The sequence below is a fragment of the Vibrio sp. OY15 genome, assembly GCF_000742455.1.
Classification (GTDB): domain Bacteria; phylum Pseudomonadota; class Gammaproteobacteria; order Enterobacterales; family Vibrionaceae; genus Vibrio; species Vibrio alginolyticus.
The window spans coordinates 219,896-246,403 of the sequence record NZ_JPIL01000009.1 but is presented as its reverse complement, the minus strand read 5'-3'; the positions used below and the strand labels follow the sequence as shown (position 1 = coordinate 246,403).

Sequence of the window (26,508 nt, the reverse complement as noted above, 5' to 3'; positions counted from 1 at the left end):
AACATGAAACAAAGAACAAATAAGCTGTTTGAACCAGCTCAACTGAAATCGTTGTCACTACAAAACCGTATTGTCATGGCACCAATGACTCGCGCACGCACCACTCAGCCGGGCAACATCCCGAATGAGATGATGGCAACGTATTATCAACAGCGCGCTTCTGCCGGGCTGATCATTTCCGAAGCCACACAAATTTCGGACGATTCTCAAGGCTACTCGTTCACCCCTGGCGTTTACACCGATGCGCAAGTGGCGGGCTGGCAGGGTGTGACCCAAGCGGTCAAATCACAAGGCGCAGCGATGTTTTGTCAGCTATGGCATGTGGGCAGAGTGTCTCACCCAACATTCCAAAATGGTGAACAGCCTATCGCGCCATCTGCGCTCGCTCCGGTAGAGACGCAAGTTTGGATTGCAGATGAACAAGGCAACGGCAATATGGTCGATTGTGTTGAGCCTCGCGCCATGACACAAGCAGATATCAACCGAGTTGTCGGTGATTTCGCGAACGCAGCCAAACGCGCCATTGAATCGGGTTTTGATGGTGTAGAAATCCACGGCGGGAATGGGTATCTGATAGACCAGTTCTTAAGAACCAATTCAAACCATCGAACAGACAACTACGGCGGTTCACGAGAAAATCGTATCCGTTTTCTTATCGAAGTAGTGGATGCAGTTATCGCCGCTGTTGGTGCGCATCGAGTTGGAGTGAGATTGGCACCATTCATTACGTTTAAAGATATGGACTGCCCAGATATCGTGCCAACGATCTTAGAGGCATCAAAACAGCTACAGGAGCGCGACATTGCCTACTTGCACTTGTCCGAGGCCGATTGGGCCGATGCACCAACGATTCCAGAGACGTTCCGAATCGAACTTAGAAAGCGCTTTCGCAACGCTATCATTGTCGCAGGTCGCTACAATCCTCAACGAGCAAACGAAGTGTTAGAGAAAGGTTACGCGGATCTTGTCGCATTCGGACGGCCGTTCGTAGCAAACCCAGACTTAGTCTCTCGCTTGCAACATCACCATCCGTTGGCAGAACTCGATGGCTCAACGTTGTTTGGCGGAAACGAACGAGGCTACACCGATTACCCTGCTCTGCAACATGAATGCGCAGAACAGGCCTAACAAAAAAAGCCCCAACCTAGCTGCTACGGTTGGGGCTGTCACCAAACTAAAATTGGTTTTAGCTAGCTAAATCTGGCTAAGAGTTAAATCACTTCTAACGCGCCGCTGCGCCAAGGTTCGATAACCACTTTGATGTGGTCGTTGGGAGTCATTAACTGTCTAAACGCATCTTCCACACCATCGATCCCTACTTTGGCAGTGAGCATTTTCTGCCAAGGCAACTTATGTTCGGCAATCGCTTGTAGGCATTGCTCAAACTCGTGCGGTTGGTAGTAGTAAGAGAATCTCAAGTCGAGCTCTTTTACCGTTGCGTACGCGTAGTTAATGATTGCGGGTGTCGTATGGATACCCGAGATGACGATTCGCGCTCGGGCAGGGGCGCGGCGCATAAAATCGTCAATCAAGGTATGCTTGCCCACACATTCATAAATGACCAGACGTGAGTTCATCGCGTACTGCTCACCAACGGCGATCTCGTCTTCCTTGGTCGGGTTGATCAATCGATTTGCGCCAAACTCGCTGGCAAGTTGCAGCTTTTCTTCCTGAAGATCGACCGCAAGAATATTGCTGACGCCACGTTGTTTCAGTGCAGCAATCACAGCCAGCCCTATAGGACCGCAACCGACAACCAGCGCTGTTTCTTCCGTCTCGATTTCACTGCGATTGACCGCGTGCAAACCGACCGCCAGTGGTTCAGTCAGTGCCGCCGCCTCAGATGGCATTCCGTCTGGCACAGGTAGCAATAACGCTTCATCAAGCAGGAAGTACTCAGAGTAAGCGCCATAAGTACCCGGAGTAACACCAACGCCCGCGCCATTTTGACTGAGCAACATCGGCACTGAGGTGACTCGGCTACCAACGGGTAATGTTTGTTGTGTATCAGCACCGTATTCGACAATTTCCGCGCAGAACTCATGCCCCAACATTACTTGAGCGTGCTCACCGGCTTCATCAGGTATCAACCCGAGCTGGTGGAATACATCAAATACCTCATCCGCGTGTCGAGTAATGTGAAGGTCGGAGCCACAAATGCCACAGGCAAGGCTGCGAACCAACACTTGTCCCGCTGCAGGTTTGGGGATTTCGACTTGCTGCAGGCGGACTCGGCCATCCTGCATTACAATACTGTTCATCTGTTGCATGGGGTTACTCCGCAAGAGCATCACTCAGGGCAGCAATCGCACCCGGTTTGATATAGCGCGCAGTGAAGCCTTGCGTTTTGGCAGCGGCAACCACCACTTGCTCAATCCAACCTGCATCCATAATGTTGATGAAGTTACCCTCTTCGTCAAAGTTAATGTTCGCACCTTGGATCACCATAAAGCCATCAGCACCACCCGACTCTTCTGGACAGTGAAAGGTATGAATCGAACCACCTGGCTCATACAAATAACTACCAGCGGTTTGGACTTGGTCTGGGTATTCAATGTAGTGCCAAGCGCCACTCAGTGTATAGAAATGCACCACACCAGTATGGAAGTGCTTAGGTAAAGTCACGCCCGGTTTGAATTTGGCGCGAATCACCCAAGTCCCGTTTTCTGGGTCAAGAAACAACGGGTAAACATCCACACCCGGTAGAGCGTCTTTGATGAGCGACTCCTCATTGGTATTAAGAGTTAATAAGAAATCTTGGTGCTGAATAACTTCTGGTAATGACATAACTTACATCCTCGCTATTGCTGTAATGTGGCGTACTCACCTATCCCATAAGTGGGTACTTAAAATTCTCGAAACCGTCAGATGCGCTGATGGTACAACCGTTGATACAGTTGGCTTTCTCGCTGACCAGAAACGCCACCACATCAGCAATCTCTTCTGGTTGTGTGAAGTTTTGACGCATCTGTTCTTTGCGGATGTGGTCCCACAGGCCAATCTCTTCGTATTGCCTTAACATCGGAGTATCAACGCGTCCCGGAGCGACAGCGCAAACACGAATACCCAATGGTGCGAGTTCTAATGCGGCGCATTTAGTCATCATGTCGACCGCTGCTTTGCTAACGTTGTAGGTAAAGGTCATTTCAGACGCCATTTGCGCGTAAACAGACGATGTATTGAGAATTACGCCCGGTGTACCTTGTGCTTGGAATTGTCGCCCAGCGGCGAGAATGCCGTAGTAGACACCGTTTTGATTGACCTTTGAGATCGGCTCAAAATCTGCAACTGGGTCGTGGTCAAGCAGAGGTTTCGGGGCGCCGATGCCCGCGTTGTTGATCATGATATCGAGCGAGCCAAACTGTTCGGCCGCATGCTTGACCATGGCTTCCACTTCTTGGTATTCGGTGACGTCTGCAACAAATGTTCGTAGCTGCTCTGCATCGAAGTCTTGATACACATTGAGTGATTGAGGGGAAATGTCGACAGCAAGTACTTTCGCGCCTTGTTCCAGCAGCTTGTGAATAATGGCTTGGCCAATTCCACCTGCAGCGCCGGTGACAATCGCGGTTTTATTGATAAGTTCCATACGGCTTCTCGTTCATGTGTTGTTGTTATCAAAATGTAACCTAGATCAACTCACTGACACTCACTTGACCTTTTGCGAAGTAAATTTGATACATTACGATTTACAACCTGTTAACATTTAAAAATCGAGACATGTATATCGTACGAAGTGGCGCTGCCGATAAATTTGATAGCTTGGTTTCCGAACTGGGGCAGAATCCGGTTGAGATTATGGCTGCCGTCGGGCTGTCTGCGGCGCAGTTTCGCAATCCCGATACGTATCTCGCCTACCCTAGGCTGGCTGAATTGCTGGAGGAAGCGGCTGCTCGTTGTCAGCAACCGCTGTTTGGCGTGTTGCTCGCCGAGCGTCAAAACCTACAGAGCTTGGGAGACTTGCCAATGCTGGTTTCCCGGGCGCAAACGGTCGGTGAAGCCTTGGCGCGGGTGAATGATTTTCTCTATCTGCATTCGTCAGGAGTCACTCTCAACATGACCCCACAAGATGATTGGGTACGGTTGTCGCTCAATATTGATGTGCACAGCGAACGAGGTATCGCACAGCTGATGCAGCTCAGTGTGTCGCACTTAGCCATGTTTGTTGCGAGCTTACTTGATATTGAAGCGAGCTACTTCACTTTACACCTTACCCAACACGCAAGCTTCGAGGCAGAACAGAGCGAATTTGCCCAGCAGAACAAACTGCGTTTCGGTGATAAGTTTGACGGTATCCTACTTAAAGCGAGTCTGCTTAACGCTAAGAACCACCAAGATGAAGACGCACTAGAGCGCCATTTTCAGCAGCACCTCAAAGAGCTGCAAACTCGTTACCCCAACAATCTCAGTGACCAAGCAGCAAACATGATTGGCCGTCTGCTCTCAACCGGAGAATGCAGCGTTGAGCGCGTTGCAAGAGCATTGGATCTGCATCCGAGAATGCTGCAAAACAAGCTGAAACAACAGGGCACAAATTATCGGCAGCTTTTACAACAAGTGCGTCAGGATTTCGCCGAACAGCGATTGCATGAGAATATTCAGAGTATTACCGATATCGCGTTGCAACTGGGCTATGCAGAAACTGCGGTCTTCAGCCGCCACTTTCGTCGCTGGACGGGAAAATCGCCAAGGCGATGGCGACAAGAAAAAACTCAGTTACAAACGTTTAAGCCCATCAGTTAAAAGCATAGATAACCTATCGCTCAGACCAAAAAGTGTGAGGTGGGAGGGTTGGTATCGAGAATTTCAGCAATCACAGATAACCCGTGTTTGATGTAGCCTCGATTAGTCTCTGCTCCCAAACTGATTCGCACGTAAGGCATTGGCTGATTAGTATCGAGAACAAACGGTTTGTATCCCGTGATCTGCACCCCTGAACGCTTAGCCGAAGCAACCAGGTCATCGCTATTCCACTGCTCGGGTAGTCTCAACCAAATATGCTGTCCATTCGGGTGCGAGCTATAAACATGCCCTTCTAAAGCGGCTTTTGCTATTCGCTGTCGCTTAGCAAACTCATTGACTTGAAAGCGAATAAGTCGATTTAACGTACCGTTTTCGATCCACAAATGAGCGACTTCAAATGGTAATGGAGTCGCAGACCAACTCGTAGCCGCTAAACGACCAATCGCGTGCTGCAGAAAATGACGTGGGACCGTCAGATAGCCAGTGCGCATGCCTGGCGCTACAACTTTGGTTAAACTGGTGACATAGAAAGCTTGTTCGGGTAACAATGTGGCAAGGGGTGGGACACGGTTAGGTTCTAGTGCTCCATACACGTCATCTTCAATGACATAGATGTCGTATTGCTGCGCAATATTCGCTATCGCCTCTCGGCGTGCAACATCCATATGCGCACTAGTCGGGTTAGCCATGCTCGGTGTGCAACACAATACCTTGATTGGTTTGTGTTTACATGCCCATTCAAATGCATCCGGCGTTATACCAAACTCATCCATTTCAAGTGGTTGCAACTTAAATCCAAGCATTCTCGAGCGAGAGATCAAGCCATGATCAACCAAGTGACCACAAGCAACTAAATCACCGTGTTCAACAACTGTGCTTAAAGCCAACGTTAAACCATGGCATGCACCATTTGTGAGTAATATTTGATCGGCACCCACATCCAGCCCTTGGCTACTTAGAAATCGTACTCCTGACTCAATATGATGAGGCTGACCTGTTACCGGCTTTGCTTTACTGATCAAACCACGATTGTTTGTTTGCCCAGCAATCTCCATTAACGCCTGATTAAAAAGCGTAATGTGGCGATCGGTCACCACTGGATGTGCAATCGACATATCAATTTCATCCGGCGTTTCTTTCATCTCTTGTGTCAGCATGAACTCCGTGTCCGTACTTTCATCCACAAAACCTGATTTGACAAAAGTACCATTCCCAACCCAAGACTCGATCGCCCCTTTTTTCTCTGCATAACCATATGCATGGCTCACCGTTTGTACGCTGACGCCAATTTGCTCTGCAAACTCACGATGTGTGGGTAATCGAGTTCCCGGTTTTAGATAACCACTGCGGACACATTCGACAAGATAGTTACCAATGGAGATGTATTTAGCGGTGCCTGGCCGAACGATCGGGTTCAAAGAAATTGTCATGACACAATATTTTAATTGATTCATTTTTAACGCTCATTGTAACTTCTATTTAACAAATGGCGAACTTTAACTCACAAAACGAGGTGAAATGCACAAAAATAAACCACAATTGTAATGATTGACATGAAATGTATGGGTTAAACAAACATGTTAAACAGCATCGTTCAATCCAAATACAACCCCAGAGGTAAATTGCAATCATTTTTAACGCAGATCTGGCTAGCTGGTAGAAGGTAGAAATACCTCAGCGTCTCCGAAGGCCCATAAGGCGTCGGATTTCTAACAAGGAGAAAATATGAGAGGCGTTGCTTTGCATTTTACACTGGATGAGTTCCAGGATCGGTTAACGAAAGTTCGGCAATCGATGGAAGAAAGAGAATTGGATGTCCTTATCATTCATGACCCTTCTAACATGGCGTGGCTGACAGGCTATGATGGGTGGTCTTTTTACGTGCCACAATGTGTCGTTGTTGGTCCATCTGATGAGCCAGTTTGGTTTGGACGCTGCCAAGATGCCAACGGAGCATACAGGACTGCGTATATGTCGGCAGAAAACATCACCTACTATCCAGACCATTATGTAATGAATCCGCCGCTACACCCGATGGATTTCCTGGTCGAAGCCGTACTGGCTCCGCGCCTTTGGGATCGTGGTCGCATCGGTGTAGAAAAAGATAACTATTACTTTAGCGCCACCGCTTACGAATCACTCACCACGCACCTACCGAATGCTCAACTTCTCGATGCAACTGGACTAGTCAACTGGTGCCGCGCCGTTAAATCCGATCAAGAACTGGCGTACATGTACCGTGCCGCTCGCATTGTTGAAAATATGCACCGTGTCGCGTTCGACATGATTGAACCAGGATTACCGAAACACCACCTTGTTGCCGAGATTAACCGCCAAGCCGTGCTCGGGCATGAAGACCACTTTGGCGATTACACCGCGATTGTGCCGCTTTTGCCATCAGGTTCTGATGCTTCCGCACCTCACCTGACTTGGGATGACAGACCCTTCAAGAAAGGCGAAGGGACGTTTTTTGAAATCGCAGGGGCGCACCGCCGTTACCATTGCCCACTCTCACGCACTATTTTTCTTGGCGAGCCTGACGACAAGTTTAAACGAGCCGACGAAGCCCTAACTCTAGGACTTGAAGCGGGCTTGAAAGTGGCAAAGCCCGGAAATACCTGCGCCGACATCGCCAATGCACTAAACCAGGTTCTCGATAAAGCGGGATTCTCACGCGAAGGCGCCCGTTGTGGCTATCCAATAGGTTTGAGCTACCCGCCAGATTGGGGGGAACGAACCATGAGTTTGCGAGACACCGATAAAACCATCTTGAGAGAAGGTATGACATTCCATTTTATGCCGGGGCTGTGGTTCAAAGATTGGGGGTTAGAAACAACGGAAAGTATCGTCATTACCCATGATGGAGCAAAAACATTGTGTGATTTTCCACGCCACTTATTTGTTAAACACTAATTTTCAAACCTTAAGCTCTGTTGAGCCAGGTCTGAGAACTAAAAGGACTTGATATGCAAAAAAGCTCGATCACAGCCACCATAGACTTTGACCGAGAAGGTGTACAGCACGGCTTTTTAACGCTGCCCTATTCACATGACGACTCCGCTTGGGGCAGTATTATGATACCTATCACCGTGATCAAAAATGGTCACGGACCAACCGCACTGCTTACTGGCGGTAATCACGGAGACGAATACGAAGGCATCACCAGCCTGCTAAAATTGACGAACTCGCTTCAGGCAGATCAAATCCAAGGTCGTGTCATTATTGTACCCATGATGAACTTACCTGCGGTACAAAATGCCTCACGTACGTCGTTTATCGATAAAGGGAATTTAAATCGCAGCTTTCCTGGCAACCCCATAGGCACAGTGACCGAGAAAATTGCGGATTATTTTACTCGTTACCTAGTTCCTAAGTGCGATTTTGCGTTAGACATTCACTCAGGTGGTAAAACGTTAGATATCGTGCCGTTCGCCGCTGCCCATCGTCTCGACAATCTCGATCAAGAAGAAGCCTGCATATTAGGTGCAAAACTGTTTGGCGCACCTTACACCATGATCTTGCTCGAAATGGACGCCACCAGCCTGTATGACACTGCCGTGGAGTCTCAGGGAAAAATCTTTGTTACCACCGAACTCAGAGGAGGCGGAACCAGCACTCCAGAAACCATCGCTTATTCCGACCGTGGCATTCGCAACTTCTTACGCTTCTCAGGCAACTTGCCCGGTGACTACGAACAACCAACCCAACCAACTAAGTTATTAGATATGCCTGATGCAAGTTGTTATGTGCAAAGCCAGCACCACGGCATCACAGAATACTTATTTGATCTTGGCGATACCGTCAAAAAGGGAGATGTATTAGTGAGAATCTTCTCGACCGAGCGCACAGGTACCGCCCCCGTTGAGTACAAGTCACAGCGCAATGGTATTTTCGCGGCGCGTCGTTTTCCTGCTATGGTGAATATCGGTGACACTATCGCAGTTATAGCCGAAGACTGCGGCGAGATAGGCTGATTGAAAAGCCAACTAAAGAAATCAAAACAAATGGCATACCAGAAGCAAACTGGAAAGCACCTTATAACAGCGACCAGTCATCAGCCTTTATGAAATGATTAGTATTCAACAGGGAGACTCATAATGCGCCTCGATCGCTACGACGTAAAAATTCTACAAATACTTCATGATAATGGTCGTATCACCAAATCTCACCTTGCCGAGGCCATCAACCTATCCGTGAGCCCTTGCTGGGAGCGCGTCAAAAAACTGGAAGAAGCAGGCATCATTGAAGGTTACGGAGCAAAAGTAAATACCGATATTTTGTTCAAACGAACGTCAGTTATGGTTGAAGTTACGCTCAAAGAACACAACGCCCAAGCGTTCAAACGCTTCGAGCAACTGGTTCAACATTCACCAGAAGTCACTGATTGCTATGCCACGGGCGGTGGTGTCGATTACATCCTTAAAATTCAGTCAGAAGATATCGACCAATATCAGCGGCTTATCGACAACTGGTTAGACTCAGATGTGGGCATTGAGCGCTACTTTACTTACATTGTGACAAAAACAATCAAACGTGATGCGGACACATTCGAAGTAAACCAAAACGCTTTGTTATAAAAGGGAAAATGCGCATCAGGCGTGAACAGAAAAAACACCATATTTAACGGCACTAAAAAGAAAGTTCTGACGTTTTAAACCTCGGTATCAGAAATTATTTCGGTCACTTCTCCATTACAGTTTCATTATGGACAACGATGCTGGGAGAAGGACTCATGACAGCACTGCACAGCTTACATGCAGAGGAATTAAAAGCCTCGCACGACATGATGGCGATAATGAAAGACGTACGTTTGGTGAGAGGTTTAGCGTACGTAAATGGCAAATGGGTAAGTGGTGATCAATTTCATCCGGTGGATAATCCAGCAGATGGCACGGTCATCGGTTACATCACTAAGCTTTCTCAGCAACAACTCTATCAAGCGATTGATGAAGCCGACCAAGCCTTTCGTCAATGGCGAAAAATGCAAGCAGAAGAGCGCGCTGAAATTCTCATGCGTTGGCACGACCTGATTCTAGAATCAAAGCAAGATCTTGCTCATTTGATGGTGATGGAGCAAGGAAAAATACTAGGTGATGCTGTAGGTGAGATTGACTATGGCGCATCCTTTGTTCGTTGGTTTGCCGAAGAATCACGCCGCTGTTATGGCGAAACCATCCCAAGTCATATTCCGAATGCGCAGCTATCAACGGTGCGCGAGCCAATTGGTGTCGCAGCACTGATTACGCCATGGAACTTTCCTAATGCCATGATCACACGCAAAGCCGCAGCCGCACTAGCAATAGGCTGTCCGGTGCTCATTAAGCCCGCCAGTGAAACGCCTTTTTCTGCGTTAGCGTTGGCAGAGTTAGCAGACCGAGCTGGCTTTCCACCTGGTGTATTTAACGTGATCACTGGCGATGCGGTGATGGTGTCACAAACCTTGTGTCACTCCGATAAAGTCAAAGCGCTCTCGTTCACAGGCTCAACTCGAGTAGGCAAACTATTGCTACGCGACGCGGCACAAACCGTGAAGAAGTGCAGTATGGAGCTCGGTGGTAACGCCCCTTTCATCGTGCTGCCAGATATGGATGTCGAGCAAGCAGCCAAAGCCGCCGTGGATGCGAAGTTTCAAACCGCAGGACAAGACTGCTTGGCCGCAAACCGTATTTTCGTCCCTGACGATAAGTACGAAGCGTTTTTGGAAGCGTTTGCCAAGGAAATGAGCCACATCGTTTTAGGTAATGGCTTAGACGAAAAAACCACCATGGGACCGCTTATTAATCGCACTGCGGTGGATAAAGCGCATGATTTGGTGCGTGACGCGCTCGACAAAGGCGCGCGATTGGTAGCGGGATACCACCAGCCCGTACCAGGCGAAAATTTCTTCGCGCCGACATTGCTAGCCGATGTAACCCCTGAAATGGCGGTGTATCGCGAAGAGAATTTTTGTCCTGTGGCAGGCGTATTGCCTTACCAAGACTTAGATACCGTGATTGAAATGAGCAACGACACTGAGTACGGCTTAGCTGCCTATGTTTATGGTCACGATATTCACCAAATTTGGCACTGCATGCGCGGTTTGGAGTTTGGCATGGTGAGCGTGAACTCCGTCAAAATGACAGGGCACCCTATCCCATTCGGCGGCGTGAAACAGTCCGGTCTTGGACGAGAAGGAAGCCGTCACGGATTTGAAGAATACAGCGAAATCAAATACTGCTGCTTAGGCGCTTTACCAACCGTCAGTGGCAGTTGAGGCACGAAATATGGATATCCAATTATTCGAGGAGAAGGATCATGAGTAACAAAACCCAACAACTTTTAGAGATCGATCGTCAGAGAGTATTTCATGCCTCAACCCACCTGAAGCAGTATTCGGCCGGGGAGCTTTCGGGAAGAATTATCTCGAGCGGAAACGGAATACGCATCACCGATTCAGAAGGCATCGAGCTGATAGACGGCTTTGCCGGGTTGTATTGTGTGAACATTGGCTATGGCAGGACCGAAATGGCCGATGCGATTTATGAGCAAGCCAAAGAACTGGCGTACTACCACACTTACGTCGGTCATACGAACGAAGCGCTCGTGACACTGTCAGATCGCATCATCAAAATGGCGCCTGAAGGCATGAGCAAAGTTTACTACGGCATGTCAGGCAGCGACGCGAACGAAACTCAACTTAAGTTGGTGTGGTATTACAACAATGCTCGTGGTCTACCAGAGAAGAAAAAAATCATTTCGCGTGACCGCGGCTACCATGGTTCAAGTATCGCGTCCGGTTCAATGACAGGTTTACCGTTGTTCCACGCCCATTTTGATTTACCACTTGAGCGTATCAAACACACCATCGCGCCATATTATTATCGCCGTGAAGACGAGAGTATGTCTGAGCTCGAATTCTCTCAATATTGCGCAGATCAACTCGAAACGATGATCTTGGAAGAAGGCCCAGAAACGGTGGCAGCAATGATTGCGGAACCAGTGCTCGGTACTGGCGGTATTGTGCCACCACCAGCAGGGTACTGGCAGGCGATTCGCAAAGTGCTCGACAAATACGATGTGCTCTTGATTGCGGATGAAGTGGTGTGTGGCTTTGGTCGCCTCGGCTCCGATTTTGGCTCACTCCATTACGACATGAAACCGGATCTCATCACGGTAGCGAAAGGGTTAACCTCAGCGTATCAACCGCTGTCTGGCGTGATCGTCGGTGAACGAGTTTGGAGTGTGCTAGAAAACGGCACGGACCAATGGGGCGCTATCGGACACGGTTATACCTACTCTGGTCACCCAATGGGAGCGGCAGCTGCGAACTGCAACCTCGATATCATTGAACGTGAAGGCTTAGTGCAAAACGCGGCCGAAGTCGGCGCTTACTTGCAGCAACGTATGGCAGAGACGTTTAACGATCATCCATTAGTCGGTGATACTCGTGGCGTTGGCTTGTTGCATGCGTTGGAGTTTTCTTCAGACAAGCTTCGCCGAGCACACTTTGATCCAAACTTGAAAGTAGGCCCGAAAATCGCGGCGGCCTGTTTAGAGCAAGGCTTAATCGCTCGCGCTATGCCACATGGTGACATCCTCGGTTTTGCTCCACCGCTTATCGCGAATCGTAACGATATAGACACCATTGTCGACAAAGCGCATCAAGCGGTAAACAAAGTGATGGATAACCTCGTCACATCTAAACAGTGGCAGCCATAACCCACCTAGATTTCAGTAATGCTCGCGGGCTTTGGAGAAGGCCCGCTTTGCACTTTCCATTAAAGAGACAACAAGCCAACCAAACATTTTAGACCCATAGAAAGCACTATTATTTACTACAAGTGGCAATAGTGGGTAAAATGCCCAAAATTGCGCACTAACTGGATGAAACATGGCAAAACTTACCCTTCAAGAACAAATGCTGAAAGCTGGCTTAGTTAATGAAAAGAAACTAAAGAAAGCGAAGAAAGGCTCAAAAAAATCACGCGTTCAAGCACGCGAAGTAAAAGCGGCGGTTGAAGAGAATAAACGCCAACAGTTAGAGCGTGATAAACAATTGAGCGAGCAGCAAAATGCTGAGCGATTAAACAAAGAGATCAAAGCGCAGATCAATCAATTGATTGAGATGAACAAGATCGACTTAAAAGATGGCGACATCAAATACAACTTCACTCACGGTACGCTAGTGAAATCACTTTATGTAGATTCACTTATCCGCGAGCAGTTGATCAAAGGTATTTTGGCAATCGCAATTTTTGGTGAAAGCTATGTTGTCATTCCACGTGGAGTAGCGAATAAAATTGCTCAACGTGATGAGTCCGTCATCATCGAACAAAAAGAACCTGAATCGGACATTCCAGCAGAAGACGATCCATACGCAGATTTCGTCGTGCCTGACGATTTGATGTGGTAACAATAAATAATCGATGCATCAACTAAAAGAGCCGCTGATGTAACATCAGCGGCTCTTTTTATAGAAAAATAATCTACGGAGATGATGTGTTGTTATTGCTTACTTAGTAGCAAATTCGCACCTGATGCGGCTAAAAACAACGAACATCCGCGATTGAAACGTTTCGCCATTTTTGGATTTGAAAACCAGTGCCTCAAGTACAAACCAAAGATGGCATAGATTGAAATGGCGACCATTTCTAATATCAAAAACGTCGAGCCAAGGGCAAAAAACTGCTCTTGAACGTTGGCATTGGCATCAACAAATTGCGGCAAGAATGCAGTAAAAATAAGTATCGCTTTCGGGTTGCCAGCAGCAAGCGTAAATTCTTGCTTCGCAAGTCCTACGTAATTGCGCGAATTGTCCAAGTCAGAGATCGGGCTGGACTCTGAACGCCAAAGGTTAAACGCAATCCACAGTAGATACAGCACTCCTACCAACTTTATTGCCAAAAATAGCATTTCTGACGTATACAAAATCACAGCCAGACCTGATGCAGACAACGCAATCATCGCTGAAAAAGCAGCAATTCTGCCTAAACTGGCCGTAAACGCGGCCCTAAAGCCGTAACAACGCGCATTATTCATTGCCAATAAATTGTTTGGGCCTGGAGCCATATTTAGAGCAAAGCAAGCAGGAATAAAAAGGAGAAGCTGCCAAATATCCATAATAAAATGGTCTTAGTGAGTGATTTTGATCGGTACCCTAACATCTGTTAATAAAGTGAGTAAACCACAAACCGATCTTAAAGCAACTCAGCATCAAATCGTGCCGTGCGAGCTTGAACTAACGTGCAGTTCGTTTCAGCCATCAGCTCCGCCAAGGTGATGTTTGGGTTTTGTCTCACCAAACGTACCAACTTCACGTCCAAAGGTTCCAATTTGTCTTGGTGAGCAAGTAGAGCTTGTTCGATTTTGTTGATCGCAAATCGCATCGTCTCTGCTTCTTCGTTTTTGAGATGCTCTAAAAACGCTTTTACATCCAAAGCCTCGCCTGAGATTTGCCAGTGACGAGATCGTCTAATTCTCTTAAGATCGCACTGTTTTTCTGCTGCGAGTGTTTTCGCTCGCTTGGCATGGTCGCCCCCAATACGGTGAATCAAGGATGGGAGCGAAATCGTAATCTTCGTTTCTTTCATGGCCTTTTCTTTCATCGTCTTAGCCCTCAACCACCGACACATTCTCGCCAACCCAAGCCAACAACTGTTTTGCCGCTTTGGATAACACCTGATTTTGACGCACGATGTAGCCGAAATCAGTGTTTGGAAAACTTGGCAAAGGCGTAACTTCTCGAGAAAGCTTTAATCTCGGATCGAGCGAAAAATCCGGCACAATAGCAGTCCCAAACCCCGCTTCCGCCCAGTCGATTTGTGCTTCCACACTGCCCACTTCCATCACGCGATGCTTAGGCAGATTTAGCTCAGGTAAAGACGCATCAATCAGCTCTCGGGTTCGAGTATCGTGCCCTAGCAGGATCAGCGTCTGGCTCTCTTTTCGATTGTCTTGCCACTCAAAAATGTTATCACCAAACGCACACCAGTGAATTTGCGTGAGAGGCGTAAAATGCAGCGGTTGACTCTCTTTTTGTGCGATAACAAAGCCGATATCGGCACGCGCACTCTTCACCAAATCCACCGCTTGAGAAGATGTGGTGTTGAACAATGCCAAGTCGATCCCCGGATATTCACTTTTGAATTGCTGAAATGGTTTGATAAGCAGTAAACGTGAAACAATATCGCTCGCCGCAATAGAAAGCGTCCCCTGCGTAAGATCGTTGATGGCATTGAGATCCGACTGACAAATTTGCAGCTCATTGAGCATCCGCTGCGCCGTAGCTAACAAACGCTTCCCTGCTTGCGTCAACTGCACAGGATTTCGCTCAATCAATTTCGTGCGCGTGGCTTGCTCCAACTGCTTGATATGCAAACTTACGTTCGGCTGCGTCATGTGCAGTTCCGTCGCTGTTTTACCAAAGTGTTTTACCTCTGCAAGAGTTACGAAGGTTCGCAGCCAGTTCAAATCTAACATTGCCAATTCCGATATGAGATTCTTATCAAGTTAATGAGTATAATTAATTTCTCTTATTATGGCGAACACCTTAAGATTTTTGCATCTGTTTTTGGAGATTAAATTATGTCGTCTATCGTTGTTGTGGGTGCAAACTGGGGTGATGAAGGCAAAGGCCGCATCGTTGACTTTTTGGCAGAGCAAGCTTCTGCGAGCATTCGTTTCCAAGGTGGTAACAACGCGGGTCACACCGTGGTTAACGATCTAGGTACGTTTAAGCTGCACCAGCTACCAAGTGGCGTATTCAACCCAGACTGTTTGGCAGTGTTAGGTCCGGGTATGGTTATCAGCCCTGCGTTGCTGTCTCAGGAGATTGCGGAAGTTGAAGAAGCGGGCGTAAAAGTGAATATGTGCATCTCTGATCGCGCAACACTGTGTCTACCTCTACACGCACTAGAAGATACGCTAGAAGAACAACGTTTAGGCGACAAAGCATACGGTTCAACTCGTCAAGGTATTGCACCTGCTTACGGTGACCGCGTAATGAAGAAAGGCATCCTAGTTGGTTGGTTGAAGCAACCAGAAGTATTGGTTGAACGCCTTCAATTCATGATGGATTGGAAACTGCCGCAACTGCGTGCACTTTACCCGACGTTCGAGTTTGAACAAACCGCTGAAGAACTGGCGAACTGGCTGCTAGAAGTCTCTGCACCTTGGCGCGATTCAATTTGCAACGTAACGCTTCCTCTAAAAGAACTACAAGCGAAAGACAAAACTCTATTGTTCGAAGCGCAGCTTGGCGCGGGTCGTGACCTTGTTTACGGTGAGTACCCTTGGACAACATCTTCTAACGTTGTATCAATGTACGCGGGTATCGGTAGTGGCCTTCCGGCACTTCGTCCTGAACGCGTTATTGCGGTTGCAAAAGCCTTCAGCTCATCAGTGGGTACTGGTACGTTGATCACTGCAATGGAAGAGCAAGACGCTTTCCGCGAACTTGCTGGCGAGTTCGGTGCAACTACGGGTCGTCCACGCGACATGGGCTACTTCGACGCAGTCGCTACGAAAAATGGCGTTGAACTGCAAGCCGCAACTGAAATTGCACTAACGAAAGTAGACTGTTTGACTGGCCTTAACGATCTGAAAATCTGTGTTGGCTACGAAGGCGACCACAGCGAAAACCCAATCTGGCCTCAAACTGCCTCTCTTGCGCCAATCTACGAGAAGATGGAAAGCTGGAGCGAGGACATCACAGGTTGTCGTAAGTTTGAAGAGCTTCCAGTAGCAGCACAGAAATACGTTCTACGCATTGAGGAACTCATGGGCGTACCAGTAAAAATGGTGTCTGTGGGTCCTGGTCGTGAACAAATGATTATGCGATAAGATGTGAATTAACACATCATTGGCAAGCGGCTTTTATCTGTTCCGGGGTAAAGCCGCTTTTTTTTACACTGTAAACTTTGGAAAATTGCACGGCTAAATTCATGTTTAATAACCTCATCACGAGACTCCTACCTCCTTCTATTTATAAATCAATAAATTATAGGACTTAACACGTTGTGCACGTTACTAGCACATCTCACTTGTTAAAGAAGCACGTCAATTAGGTTAACTGGTTGATTTGATATTCTTTAAGTGATTAGTTGATCACGATCTTCATCTGCAATTTGTTGAACTAGTACTCAAAAAATCTAACCCGCTGTTTTTAGGATAGATGAGTTCCCCAACATCCAACCTAACAGCAGGTGATTCCCATGACGAAAAATCTTTTCCGCCTCAGTACGATAACCCTTGGTTTGTGCCTTAGTTCTTTGTCTTTCGCGCAATCCGATCTTCCGAACATTAAAATTCTTGCCACTGGCGGCACCATAGCAGGCGCAGGTCAATCTACAACCGAGTCAAACTACACAGCAGGTAAAGTCGGCGTTGAATCATTGATTTCTGCGGTGCCGAGTATGACCAACATTGCCGATATTTCTGGAGAGCAAGTGGTCAGTATCGGTTCACAAGATATGAATGATGAAGTGTGGCTAAAATTATCGAAAAGAGTTAATGAGCTACTCGCTCAAGATGATGTTGACGGCATCGTCATTACTCATGGTACGGATACGTTAGAGGAAACCGCTTACTTCCTTGATCTGACCGTCAAGAGCAAAAAGCCTGTCGTGATCGTTGGTGCAATGCGTCCTTCCACCGCAATGAGTGCTGATGGACCAGTCAACTTATACAATGCAGTCGTAACAGCCACCGATGAAGATTCAGAAGGACGTGGCGTGCTAGTCGCAATGAATGACACGATTTTCGATGCGCGAGATGTGACAAAAACCAATACAACCTCCGTCAGCACTTTCCAGTCACCCAACTTTGGTGCTATCGGCTACATTCATAATAGCGATGCCAAATATCAACGAAGCCCAGAGCGTAAACATACGACAGAAACCCCATTCGATGTATCAAAGCTTACTAAGTTGCCTAAGGTCGGTATTGTTTATAACTATGCAAATGCCTCCAATTTGCCGGTGAAAGCCTTTGTGGATGCGAAGTTTGACGGCATCGTAAGTGCTGGTGTCGGTAATGGTAACTTGTACCACACTGTGTTTGATGAGCTAGAGAAAGCGAGTAAAGATGGCGTTGTTGTTGTAAGAAGCTCCCGAACGCCTAGCGGCTCAACCACTTTGGATGCTGAAATTGATGACGAAAAATACGGCTTTGTTGCCGCTGGTACATTGAACCCACAAAAAGCACGTATCTTACTGATGCTGTCACTGACTCAGACCAAAAACTATCAAGACATCCAAAAGATGTTCCAATACTATTAATTCTGTCTAAGGTTCATTCGATAGAGGAGGTACACACCTCACCTCCTCTTACACATAGCGACATGAGCGTCTCTTGTTAGCCAAACAAGCGACGCTTCATTCCTGCTTTTTCCAGAATACGCGTAGTAATTTCCTCAACAGACAGAGAGGACGTATTGATATATGGGATCGCCTCTCTTCTAAACAAAGCCTCAACAGTGTCTAGCTCCAGCTTGCACTGCTCTGTGCTAGCGTAATCACTTCCAGACAAACGATTCTCACGGATTTCAGTCAAGCGCTCGGGATCGATCGTCAGCCCAAACAACTTATGACGATGGATCTCAAATTCAGGCAACAAACGCATCATCTTCACATCTTCCGCAATGAACGGATAGTTCACAACACGTAAACCAAATTGCATCGCCATGTACAAGCTAGTCGGCGTTTTTCCGCTGCGCGATACTCCCAGCAGGATAATATCGGCTTGTTCCAACCCTTTTAGCGTGATGCCATCATCATGCGCCAATGTGTATTCAATAGCCGCAATACGGTCAAAATAGGTGTCGGAATCTTTCCCCACGCTGCGAGAACGCTGCAACTTAGGCTTTGGTGCCATCTGAATGTCGTCTTGCACTTTCTGCACAATACTCTCCAAAACATCGTAACTGTATGCCGGCGCTTCAAGCAGCATTTCACGTACTTCTGGAACGACAATTGAGAAAAAGACCAGAGGTTTGACGCCATTGCGCTGGTAGGAAGTTTCAATTTCTTTGACTACGTCAGTAGCTTTGTCCTGGCTTTCAACAAACGGAAAGGTTTTTTCGTTAGGAATGAACGGAAATTGACCGAGAACAACATGCCCTAATGTCTCACATGTTATCGCCGTACCGTCAGAAACATAGAACACATCACGACTTTGGTTATTTATTTGCATTTCTGTTTAATTTTTCAAAATCTTTTGAGTAGGATGGTACACATAATATTAATAAATCAGTTTGGCTTTCAGTTAGGTTCACCACAGCTTTAAAAATTCTTTTGAATTTTTTTCAGCCAGAACGTAATCGTTTGCCTTTGATATCAATCTAAATGAAGCAATGTATGGTCAACGTGTAATAACAGCCAACATGCGATTGTTTAGATCGATTTAAGTCCCCCTACTAAGCTGCAATGTTTCTGGAGAAAGACATGCAAAAGAACACCCTCTGGTTCAATGGCCTATCCATGGATGATGTCGACAAAGTCGGCGGTAAGAATGCTTCACTTGGCGAAATGGTTTCTAACCTAGCAAACGCAGGCGTTTCTGTACCAAATGGTTTTGCGACAACCTCATACGCGTTTAACCAATTCCTTGACCACGAAGGTTTGGATGAGCGTATTCACCAATTACTCGATGAACTAGACGTTGAAGATGTAGAAGCTCTGCGTAAGACAGGTGCAAACATTCGTCAATGGGTATTAGAGGCCCCTTTCCCTGCGGACCTTGAACAAGAAATTCGTGAAAACTACCAAGAACTGATCGAAGGCAATCCTGAGCTTTCAGTCGCAGTTCGTTCATCTGCTACGGCAGAAGACCTACCTGATGCTTCTTTTGCTGGTCAGCAAGAAACGTTTTTGAACGTGAAAGGCATCGACGCAGTACTAGAAGCAACTAAGCACGTTTACGCTTCTCTATTTAACGACCGTGCGATTTCTTACCGCGTTCACCAAGGGTTCGACCACCGTGGCATCTCGCTATCTGCGGGTATCCAACGAATGGTGCGTTCAGATAAAGCCTCGTCGGGTGTTATGTTTACACTAGACACTGAATCGGGTTTCGACCAAGTTGTCTTCATCACCTCTTCATGGGGTCTAGGCGAGATGGTCGTTCAAGGTGCAGTAAACCCTGACGAGTTCTACGTTCACAAGCCAATGCTTGAAGCAGGCGAACACCCAATCGTTAAGAAAACATTTGGTTCTAAGTTGATCAAAATGATCTACTCAGATAACCAAGAAATCGGCAAACAAGTTGATATCGTTGATACTTCTGATGAAGAGCGCAACACGTTCTCATTGAACGACGACGAGATCAAAGAGCTCGCAAAACAAGCAATGATCATCGAAAAGCACTATCAGCGTCCAATGGACATTGAATGGGCAAAAGATGGCATTGATGGCAAGCTGTACATTGTTCAAGCGCGTCCTGAAACCGTATGTTCACAAACGGAACAAAACGTGATTGAGCGCTACGAGTTACAAAACAAAGCGGATGTTTTGGTTGAAGGTCGTGCAATCGGTCAGCGCATCGGTAAAGGCGTGGTTCGCTTGGTTGACTCTCTGGACCAAATGTCTTTAGTCCAAGAAGGTGACGTGCTAGTTACAGACATGACTGACCCAGACTGGGAACCAGTGATGAAAAAAGCATCTGCAATCGTAACCAACCGTGGTGGCCGTACTTGCCACGCAGCCATCATCGCTCGTGAGCTTGGTATTCCTGCAATCGTTGGCTGTGGCGATGCGACAAGCAAGTTAACCGATGGTGCAACCGTGACCGTATCTTGTTCTGAAGGTGAAACGGGCTACGTTTACCAAGGTGAACTTGAGTTTGACGTAAAACGCTCTTCTGTTGATGAACTGCCACTGCTACCAACAAAAGTGATGATGAACGTGGGTAACCCTGATCGCGCGTTTGACTTCGCGCAAATTCCAAATGAAGGTGTTGGTCTTGCTCGTCTTGAATTCATCATCAATAAGATGATTGGTATCCACCCGAAAGCATTACTTAACTTTGATGCACAAAGCGATGAGCTAAAAGCAGAAATCACTCAGCGTATTCGTGGTTACAAAGATCCTATCGATTTCTACGTAAGCAAACTGACAGAAGGTATCGCAACCATTGCTGCGGCATTTTGGCCGAAACGCGTTATTGTTCGTATGTCTGACTTTAAGTCTAACGAATACAGCAACTTGGTTGGAGGTAAAGCATACGAACCGCATGAAGAAAACCCAATGCTTGGCTTCCGTGGCGCGTCTCGTTACATTTCTCCAGTGTTTGAAGACTGCTTCGAGCTAGAAACTCAAGCAATCAAACGCGTTCGTAACGAAATGGGTCTGAAAAACGTTGAAATCATGATCCCATTTGTGCGTACACCAAGCGAAGCAGCATCAGTGATTGATTTGCTAGCGAAGTTTGATCTGCGCCGTGGCGATCAGGGTCTTAAAGTCATCATGATGTGCGAACTGCCATCCAACGCGGTCCTTGCCGATGAGTTCTTGAAGTACTTTGATGGCTTCTCGATTGGCTCAAACGACATGACTCAGCTAACGCTTGGTCTTGACCGTGACTCTGGCGATGTCGCACATCTATTTGATGAGCGCAACCCAGCGGTTAAGGTTATGCTTCAGATGGCGATTGATGCGGCAACAAAAGCAGGCAAATACGTTGGTATTTGTGGTCAAGGCCCATCAGACCACGACGACCTAGCGGAATGGCTAATGGATCAAGGTATTAGCTCTGTATCACTAAACCCAGATACGGTTATCGATACTTGGTTAAAACTAGGTAAAGTTAGCAGCAAGTAACACACGATAAACTCTAGCCCTCACACTCCCCTTGTGAGGGCTTTGTTATTCACACGTCATTTCACAATCAGTTCGTGATTCCTCTCTCAAGTTCGTCATTTAGTCAATTTCATTATCAAAGTCTGATGACCTAAAATGAATGGTATATCGATAACTCCAGAGAGAATTTGATGAAAAAGCCTATCGCACTCCTTACTACATTGATGCTCCTGGCATCCCCTGCTTATGCCGATTGGGATGAAATTTCCAATAAAATGTCTGAGCTTGGCGACGCAGTTTCTGATACTGCCCAAGATGCTTGGGACGACACCAAAGCGTTTTCAAAACAAGCGTGGCAAGATTTCACGAATTGGTCCGAGGAAGCGATCAATACCGCAGGCGAATGGACAGAAGCCAGCATCGAGAAAAGCAAAGAATGGATAGATGCTGCCGACAAAAAAATTGATGAGCTGATGGAAGGCGATACGCCAGAAGAAGCTCGCCAAGCCGTGGACTTAATGGCAGATAGCGCTTTGCTCAAGTTATTTAATGAAAAGCCGGAGGCAAAAGCTATTTACGACAACGCGTACGGCTACGCGGTCTTTGATTCTCGTAAATTATCTTTGCTGTTTCACACCAACTCAGGGTCAGGAGTCGCAGTGAATAAGGAAACAGAAGAACGCACTTATATGAATATGTTTGGTTTGGGCGTTGCACTTGGGGCTGGCGGCAAATTTTACCAACAAGTGGTTCTGTTTGAGAGCAAAGAAGACTTTGATACGTTCGTCAACGAAGGATGGGAGGCCACAAGTGAAGCCTCTGCTGTTGCGGGCGAAGATTCAGAGCAACTTTCAAAACAACTTAACAGCGGCGTCGCCGTCTATCAGTTGAACGCTAAAGGTTTGCTCATCGATGCTAACGTGTCTGGTTCTAAATATTGGGTTAACGAAGAGCTCACTAACTCGCAGTAATGCATAGCAACTAATCGCTTAAATAAAACCGTTGTTCTGCACCCTTATCAATAAGTTAACGGGGATATGATTCCTCAAAACTGAGCACTTACGCAACTTTCTCTATGGAAGTCACCAGAAGATGGCGACTTCCCTTTCTCGTTGGATTGCTTTTGGTTATGCTTGCGCAAAACCACCTGCAATTCGGTATCCCATGCCTGACAATAACTTTAATAATCTGCTAGCAGAAGCAATTTCTGCTCTTAACACGCCTAACTTTACTCCTAAACTTATGCGTGTCATTCGCACTCTTTTTCATTTTGATTGCGCAGTTATTTTAGGTTACCGAGAAGGTAAACATCCTATTTATCTCTACGACTCAATTGAGAACGAGCGAGAGTTACTTTTTCAACGCTACCTTACTGACTCATTTCAAAATGACCCTTTTTTTCTCAAACTAAACGAGACAAAGCAACAAGGCGTATTTACGCTCAAAGACGTGGCGCGTAAAGGCGTTGACTTCACCTCATACTGCGAGCAGTTCTATCATCAAACAGGGTGGAAAGACGAGCTTAGCATGCTAGTCGAAGTTGAATCTGGCCGTTGGGTCATGCTGTACTTCGGATATATGACTGATGGAAAATACTTTTCTCAGCAACAAATCAATAAGCTAAAGCCCTATTTCCCGATAATTCAGTCGCTTTGTCAGCAGCATTGGAAACAAACGGAATTTACCTTTTCTGAGCCTGTTTTTGCACAGAGTGCTTATTCTGGCAGTATGCGAATAGCCATTGAGCAAGCTTTAGCAACGTTTGGCGTAGAATCACTCACCCGTCGCGAACAAGAGGTGGCTTCGCTTCTCGCTCAAGGGTTTGACACCAAAGAAATTGCCGCGCGGTTACACTTAGTTCAAGGCACGGTCAAAAATCATCGAAAGCGAATTTACTCGCAATTAAATGTGTCTTCATTGAGTGAGTTATTCCAGCTTTTCCTCAATCACCTCATTCTCCATTCAAGATAAAAAACTGTCCCTTAAGGGATATATCGAGAAAAGGTGTCGCGTTTTAGTCTGAATACAACAACCACTAAAACAGACAAAAAGAATGACGACACCATTACTGCAAGATTTACAAGATCGTGGCTTGATTGCACAAGCCAGCGATTTGGAAGAAATTCAGACACTTCTCTCACAGCCACAAACCGTTTACTGCGGCTTCGATCCTACAGCTGGCAGCTTGCATATCGGCCACCTCGTGCCTTTGATTATGCTTAAGCGCTTTCAAGATGCCGGACACCAAGCTGTTGCCTTGATTGGCGGTGCAACGGGCATGATTGGCGACCCAAGCTTTAAAGCGACTGAGCGCAGTCTGAACTCAGAGGAAATCGTCTCAGGCTGGGTTAACGATCTTTCTAATCAAATTCAGCAGTTGATGAATCACCAACTGGCCAAGCCGATGATCATGGTAAACAACGCTGACTGGATGAAGTCGATCAATGTGATCGACTTCTTCCGCGATGTGGGTAAGCACTTCTCAATCAATACTATGGTCAACCGAGAATCGGTAAAACAACGCCTGCAACGACCTGACCAAGGTATCTCCTTCACCGAATTTAGCTACGCCCTACTGCAATCGTACGATTTTGCCGAGCTAAACCGTCGATACGGTTGCCGTTTGCAAATCGGTGGCAATGACCAATGGGGAAACATCGTCAGCGGGATCGATTTAACTCGCCGTCAAAATGGTGAGCAAGTATTTGGCTTAACTCTGCCGCTGATCACCAAATCCGATGGCACCAAATTTGGCAAAACCGAAGGCGGTGCAGTATGGCTAGATCCTAGCAAAACCTCTCCTTACGCGTTCTACCAGTTCTGGCTTGGCGCAGAAGACGCCGACGTTTACCACTTCTTGCGTTACTACACATTCTTGAGCTGCGAAGAAATTGCCAGCATTGAAGCGCAAGACAAAGCAAGCCAAGGTAAGCCACAAGCACAACGTATTCTCGCTGAAGAAATGACGCGATTTGTTCATGGCGAAGAAGGCCTAGCCAGTGCCGAGCGTATCACTCAAGCTTTATTCAGCGGTAATGTGCAACAACTGAGTTTGGGTGAATTAAAACAGTTGGAGTTGGATGGTTTACCAAGCATTGAGAGCACACAACAAGATTTGGTTGAGCTGTTGATTGAGTCGGGCTTAGCAAGTTCGAAGCGTGTTGCACGCGAACACATCAGCAACAACGCCATCAGTGTAAACGGTGAAAAAGTGGCGGCTGATAACCCGAGTTTAAGCTTCCCACTGTTTGATCAATATTGGTTACTGCAACGCGGTAAAAAGCACTTCTGCCTCGTGAAGCGTGCCGCGTAGTAACACTCGAAGTACAAAGCCCATAAAAAATTCCCCTCACCGCTTTCGTGATGAGGGGAATTCAAATTTGAACGATTTTAAGCCTAACAATAGGCAAAGGCGTTGCTTATTGCGTTCTTAAACGTTGCCAGTACTTTTCGTAAATCGCTAACGTTTCTGCGCCAACATCATTAATAAACTCGCCTTTTTTCATGTCTTCTGATGAAGGGAAAATAGTACGGTTATTTTTCAACTCTTCTGGCAATTTGTCACGCCCAGCGTTCGTTGCCGACGCATAACCCAAACTGGTCACGATTTCCGCTTGGTTCTCTGATTGGTACATAAAGTTAATAAATTTATGCGCCAATGCTTTGTTTTTACTGCCAGACGGAATAGTGAAGTTGTCCATCCATAATACCGCGCCCTCTTCCGGCATCACGAACTTCAGCTCAGGCATTTCAACCTGTCCTTGGAATGCGTTGCCGTTCCATTGCATGCCGACCGATGTTTCACCGGACACGTAAGGGACTTGCGGCGCATCTGAGTTATACAGTAATACGTTGTTTTTCAGCGCAACTAGAGAATCGAAAGCCTGCTCGATTTCTGCTTCGTCTTTTGTGTTCACGCTATGGCCATTTTTCTTCAGCGCCATACCGAACACGTCGCGGACGTCATCAATCAACATAACTTGTTGTTCGTATTGCGGCTCCCATAAGTCAGCCCATTTTTTCACTGGTTGCTCAACCATGGATTCGTTGTAGCTGATCCCTGTAATGCCCCAAATATAAGGCAGAGAGTAATCATTTTTCGGATCGTGCGCTTGGCCAAGTAAACCGTCCATTGTGTCTTGCATGTTTGGCACTTGAGCGTGATCTATTTTCGAAAGCAGCCCTTCTCGACCCATTTTTTCAATGAAGTACGCAGAAGCAAAAACCACATCGTAACCAGAACCTTTTAGCAATTTTAGCTTGGTGTACATTGATTCATTATTCTCAAAGGTCGAATAATTAATCGTAACGCCTTCTTGTTTTTCAAACGCTTTTAACGATGCTTCCGGCAAATAGCCACCCCATGCATAAACGTTCAACGTTTTGCTATCTGCATGAGCAAACATGCTGAGCACAAGAGCACTCAGCCCCAATCCTTTGATGATTAATTTCATGGTATGCGATCCAACCAGTCCAGCGACGCGCTGGGATTCGGGTGCATAATTAGGTAATTGTTACCCAATTGAAAGAAAATTTAATTAATCTTTAACAGCAAAAATATTTATCGAATTTATAAAATTAACGCATGTTTTTAATATCGACTGTGCATACCAAAATGATGAGACATTCCATCTTCCATTCGGCCGCCTTTCCAGCCACCAGAGCCGAGTAAATTAAGCACATCTTGAGCGGTATAGTCGGCACCAGAAAAGAAATCATGCGCCACGTCTGAGCGTATTGCTTGCAACTCTGGTTGATTTTCCAAATCAAGATCTTGCGGATCCGCATATAATGCTAACGCAATTTTTTGTTGGCACGCGCTTAACTCGCTGGTGCTCGTCTTTACCTGACCAACCGAAAAGTACTCACGACTGCCGTATCCCACCACCAATCTGGTACTCATTAGTTTAATCACTTTCTTAATGCGGCGACGTTGTATAAATCTCAACATGTTGAAGTCCTTATTTATATTTTGATAATTAATAATAAGTTT

The 26,508-nt window shown here is 46.6% G+C and carries 24 protein-coding genes; 14 read left to right on the top strand and 10 right to left on the bottom strand.

The window, feature by feature from the left end:
* Positions 1–3 precede the first annotated feature (3 nt).
* Positions 4–1,128 (top strand): alkene reductase, encoded by a 1,125-nt coding sequence (locus IJ23_RS11605; RefSeq protein WP_033906333.1) that lies wholly within the window; start codon positions 4–6, stop codon positions 1,126–1,128.
* 83 nt (positions 1,129–1,211) lie between these two features.
* Here IJ23_RS11605 and IJ23_RS11600 read toward each other — a convergent pair whose 3' ends face one another.
* The 3 genes from IJ23_RS11600 to IJ23_RS11590 are packed head-to-tail and all read right to left on the bottom strand — an operon-like array spanning position 1,212 to position 3,589.
* Positions 1,212–2,270 (bottom strand): zinc-binding dehydrogenase, encoded by a 1,059-nt coding sequence (locus IJ23_RS11600; RefSeq protein WP_033906332.1) that lies wholly within the window; start codon positions 2,268–2,270, stop codon positions 1,212–1,214.
* Positions 2,271–2,274: 4 nt separating this feature from the next.
* Positions 2,275–2,787 (bottom strand): 2,4'-dihydroxyacetophenone dioxygenase family protein, encoded by a 513-nt coding sequence (locus IJ23_RS11595; protein WP_033906331.1) that lies wholly within the window; start codon positions 2,785–2,787, stop codon positions 2,275–2,277.
* Between the two features lie 40 nt (positions 2,788–2,827).
* On the bottom strand, positions 2,828–3,589 hold the full coding sequence (locus IJ23_RS11590) for an SDR family NAD(P)-dependent oxidoreductase (RefSeq protein ID WP_033906330.1): 762 nt from the start codon (positions 3,587–3,589) through the stop codon (positions 2,828–2,830).
* Between the two features lie 131 nt (positions 3,590–3,720).
* On the opposite strand from IJ23_RS11590, the gene IJ23_RS11585 reads away from it, so the two are divergent.
* Positions 3,721–4,743, top strand: a complete 1,023-nt coding sequence (locus IJ23_RS11585; RefSeq protein ID WP_033906329.1) for a helix-turn-helix domain-containing protein — start codon at positions 3,721–3,723, stop codon at positions 4,741–4,743.
* Between the two features lie 20 nt (positions 4,744–4,763).
* On the opposite strand, the gene ehuR is transcribed toward IJ23_RS11585, so the two are convergent.
* On the bottom strand, positions 4,764–6,197 hold the full coding sequence (gene ehuR, locus IJ23_RS11580) for a MocR-like ectoine utilization transcription factor EhuR (RefSeq protein WP_081886418.1): 1,434 nt from the start codon (positions 6,195–6,197) through the stop codon (positions 4,764–4,766).
* 271 nt (positions 6,198–6,468) lie between these two features.
* On the opposite strand from ehuR, the gene doeA reads away from it, so the two are divergent.
* From doeA to IJ23_RS11550, 6 genes are all read left to right on the top strand, one after another.
* The gene (gene doeA / locus IJ23_RS11575; RefSeq protein ID WP_005373780.1) at positions 6,469–7,656 is read left to right on the top strand and encodes an ectoine hydrolase DoeA; all 1,188 of its coding nucleotides are present in this window, start codon (positions 6,469–6,471) and stop codon (positions 7,654–7,656) included.
* A gap of 53 nt (positions 7,657–7,709) precedes the next feature.
* Complete coding sequence (gene doeB / locus IJ23_RS11570; protein WP_005373782.1) at positions 7,710–8,717, top strand: N(2)-acetyl-L-2,4-diaminobutanoate deacetylase DoeB; 1,008 nt, start codon at positions 7,710–7,712, stop codon at positions 8,715–8,717.
* A 123-nt stretch (positions 8,718–8,840) separates the two neighbouring features.
* Entirely contained in the window at positions 8,841–9,320 is a 480-nt protein-coding gene (locus tag IJ23_RS11565) for an Lrp/AsnC family transcriptional regulator (protein WP_033906328.1), read from the top strand.
* 155 nt (positions 9,321–9,475) lie between these two features.
* A complete protein-coding gene (locus IJ23_RS11560; RefSeq protein WP_017633578.1) occupies positions 9,476–10,996 on the top strand; it encodes an NAD-dependent succinate-semialdehyde dehydrogenase in 1,521 nt (506 codons plus the stop codon).
* 41 nt (positions 10,997–11,037) lie between these two features.
* Positions 11,038–12,441: an aspartate aminotransferase family protein gene (locus IJ23_RS11555; protein ID WP_033906327.1), complete on the top strand. Its 1,404-nt coding sequence runs from the start codon at positions 11,038–11,040 to the stop codon at positions 12,439–12,441.
* A gap of 172 nt (positions 12,442–12,613) precedes the next feature.
* Positions 12,614–13,135 carry a DUF2058 domain-containing protein gene (locus tag IJ23_RS11550; protein ID WP_033906326.1) on the top strand — a complete coding sequence of 174 codons (522 nt, stop codon included), beginning with the start codon at positions 12,614–12,616 and terminating at the stop codon, positions 13,133–13,135.
* A 92-nt stretch (positions 13,136–13,227) separates the two neighbouring features.
* On the opposite strand, the gene IJ23_RS11545 is transcribed toward IJ23_RS11550, so the two are convergent.
* From IJ23_RS11545 to IJ23_RS11535, 3 genes are all read right to left on the bottom strand, one after another.
* Positions 13,228–13,842, bottom strand: a complete 615-nt coding sequence (locus tag IJ23_RS11545) for a LysE family translocator (RefSeq protein WP_033906325.1) — start codon at positions 13,840–13,842, stop codon at positions 13,228–13,230.
* Between the two features lie 77 nt (positions 13,843–13,919).
* The gene (locus IJ23_RS11540; RefSeq protein WP_033906324.1) at positions 13,920–14,312 is read right to left on the bottom strand and encodes a ribosome recycling factor family protein; all 393 of its coding nucleotides are present in this window, start codon (positions 14,310–14,312) and stop codon (positions 13,920–13,922) included.
* Between the two features lie 19 nt (positions 14,313–14,331).
* Positions 14,332–15,201, bottom strand: a complete 870-nt coding sequence (locus tag IJ23_RS11535; RefSeq protein WP_005373812.1) for a LysR family transcriptional regulator — start codon at positions 15,199–15,201, stop codon at positions 14,332–14,334.
* A gap of 105 nt (positions 15,202–15,306) precedes the next feature.
* On the opposite strand from IJ23_RS11535, the gene IJ23_RS11530 reads away from it, so the two are divergent.
* Positions 15,307–16,563: an adenylosuccinate synthase gene (locus IJ23_RS11530; protein ID WP_005373814.1), complete on the top strand. Its 1,257-nt coding sequence runs from the start codon at positions 15,307–15,309 to the stop codon at positions 16,561–16,563.
* A gap of 371 nt (positions 16,564–16,934) precedes the next feature.
* Entirely contained in the window at positions 16,935–17,999 is a 1,065-nt protein-coding gene (gene ansB / locus IJ23_RS11525) for an L-asparaginase 2 (protein ID WP_005387068.1), read from the top strand.
* Positions 18,000–18,075: 76 nt separating this feature from the next.
* Here ansB and ppsR read toward each other — a convergent pair whose 3' ends face one another.
* Positions 18,076–18,912 carry a posphoenolpyruvate synthetase regulatory kinase/phosphorylase PpsR gene (gene ppsR, locus IJ23_RS11520; protein ID WP_005373820.1) on the bottom strand — a complete coding sequence of 279 codons (837 nt, stop codon included), beginning with the start codon at positions 18,910–18,912 and terminating at the stop codon, positions 18,076–18,078.
* A gap of 251 nt (positions 18,913–19,163) precedes the next feature.
* On the opposite strand from ppsR, the gene ppsA reads away from it, so the two are divergent.
* The 4 genes from ppsA (at position 19,164) to tyrS (ending at position 24,828) form a co-directional block, all read left to right on the top strand.
* Positions 19,164–21,536, top strand: a complete 2,373-nt coding sequence (gene ppsA, locus IJ23_RS11515; protein ID WP_005373822.1) for a phosphoenolpyruvate synthase — start codon at positions 19,164–19,166, stop codon at positions 21,534–21,536.
* A gap of 170 nt (positions 21,537–21,706) precedes the next feature.
* Positions 21,707–22,486 carry a lipoprotein gene (locus IJ23_RS11510; protein WP_033906323.1) on the top strand — a complete coding sequence of 260 codons (780 nt, stop codon included), beginning with the start codon at positions 21,707–21,709 and terminating at the stop codon, positions 22,484–22,486.
* Positions 22,487–22,679: 193 nt separating this feature from the next.
* Complete coding sequence (locus IJ23_RS11505) at positions 22,680–23,486, top strand: LuxR family transcriptional regulator (protein WP_033906555.1); 807 nt, start codon at positions 22,680–22,682, stop codon at positions 23,484–23,486.
* 82 nt (positions 23,487–23,568) lie between these two features.
* Positions 23,569–24,828 carry a tyrosine--tRNA ligase gene (gene tyrS / locus IJ23_RS11500; RefSeq protein ID WP_033906322.1) on the top strand — a complete coding sequence of 420 codons (1,260 nt, stop codon included), beginning with the start codon at positions 23,569–23,571 and terminating at the stop codon, positions 24,826–24,828.
* Positions 24,829–24,934: 106 nt separating this feature from the next.
* Here tyrS and IJ23_RS11495 read toward each other — a convergent pair whose 3' ends face one another.
* Both IJ23_RS11495 and IJ23_RS11490 read right to left on the bottom strand, forming a co-directional pair.
* Entirely contained in the window at positions 24,935–25,969 is a 1,035-nt protein-coding gene (locus tag IJ23_RS11495; RefSeq protein ID WP_033906321.1) for an ABC transporter substrate-binding protein, read from the bottom strand.
* Positions 25,970–26,106: 137 nt separating this feature from the next.
* Positions 26,107–26,466 (bottom strand): DUF6559 family protein, encoded by a 360-nt coding sequence (locus IJ23_RS11490; protein WP_017819807.1) that lies wholly within the window; start codon positions 26,464–26,466, stop codon positions 26,107–26,109.
* Between the last annotated feature and the right edge of the window lie 42 nt (positions 26,467–26,508).